General features: G+C 67.4%; 1 protein-coding gene. It reads right to left on the bottom strand.

Features of this window, described 5'->3' with window-relative positions:
• A partial coding sequence (locus ACFFIO_RS17335; RefSeq protein WP_378043714.1) for an IS256 family transposase occupies positions 1 to 1,237 on the bottom strand: 1,237 nt, incomplete at its 3' end.
• Positions 1,238 to 1,295 lie beyond the last annotated feature (58 nt).

Genomic DNA, 1,295 nt, shown 5'->3' with positions numbered 1-1,295 from the left:
GTGTGGTTTCTGGTTCGGTGGCCACCTCGTCTCCGGTGTTCTCGACGGGGGTGAGTCGGCAGCGGGCCAAGACTTCGAGGCCGAGGTAGCGTCGGCCTTCGGTCCATTCATCTGTCTGCTCGGCCAGCACGGCCCCGACCAGCCTCACGATGGCTGCCCGGTTGGGGAAGATGCCGACGGAGTCGGTGCGGCGCCGGATCTCGCGGTTGAGCCGCTCCTGGGGGTTATTGGACCAGATCTGGGTCCACACGTCCTTCGGGAACGTAGTGAAGGCCAGGACATCGGCGCGGGCGACGTCGAGGTGCTCGGCCACTGCGGGCAACTTCTCGCCGACGTAGTCCAGCAGCCGGTCGAACTGGGCGTTCACGCTGGTGGCGTCGGGCTGGTCGTGCACGCTGTGCAGCATCGCCTTGACGGCCGGCCACATGCTCTTCGGGGTGATGCCCATCAGGTTGGCCGCGTAGTGGGTCCGGCAACGCTGCCAGGAGGCGCCAGGCAGGTTGGCCGCGATCGCCTCCTTCAATCCGGTGTGGGCGTCCGAGGTCACCAGCTTCACCCCGGTCAGCCCGCGGGCAACGAGGTCGGCGAAGAACTCGTTCCACGCCGCACCGGTCTCGGAAGTGGCCACCCGCATCCCGAGGACTTCGCGGTGCCCGTCGCCGTTGACCCCGGTGGCCAGCAGCACCACCGCGTTGATCACGCGGCCATGCTCGCGGACCTTCATGGTCAGCGCATCGGCGGCCACGAACGTGAACGGACCGGCCTCGTCCAGGGGCCGGTGGCGGAAGGTCTCGACCTGCTCGTCGAGGTCCTCGGCCATCCGCGAGACCTGGGACTTCGACAGCGCGTTGATGCCCAGGGTCTTGACGAGTTTGTCCATCCGGCGAGTGGAGACCCCGGCCAGGTAGCAGTCCGCCACCACGGTGATCAGCGCGGACTCGGCTCGTTTGCGGCGCTCGAGCAGCCACTCGGGGAAGTAGGTCCCGGATCGGAGCTTGGGGATGGCCACGTCGAGGGTCCCGACCCGGGTGTCCAGCTCGCGGTGGCGGTAGCCGTTGCGCTGGGCCGTGCGCGTGCTCGTGGGTTTGCCCCACTCGGCGCCGACGACCGCGTCAGCGTCGGCGGAGAGCAGTGAATTGATCACGGTCTGCAGCAGGTTGCGCATCAGATCCGGGGAGGCTTCGGACAGGGCTTCGCCCAGGAGGCCGGCAGGGTCGACAATATAAGGAGCGGTCACCGTGGTGACTCCTTTCGAGGATTCTGTGCAAGGTTGACTCGAAGGATCACACCGGTGG

The sequence above is a fragment of the Citricoccus parietis genome (genome assembly GCF_042433045.1).
Taxonomy (GTDB): Bacteria; Actinomycetota; Actinomycetes; order Actinomycetales; family Micrococcaceae; genus Citricoccus; species Citricoccus parietis.
Note: the sequence above shows the minus strand (reverse complement) of the source record. Positions and strands in the feature narration are given on the sequence as shown.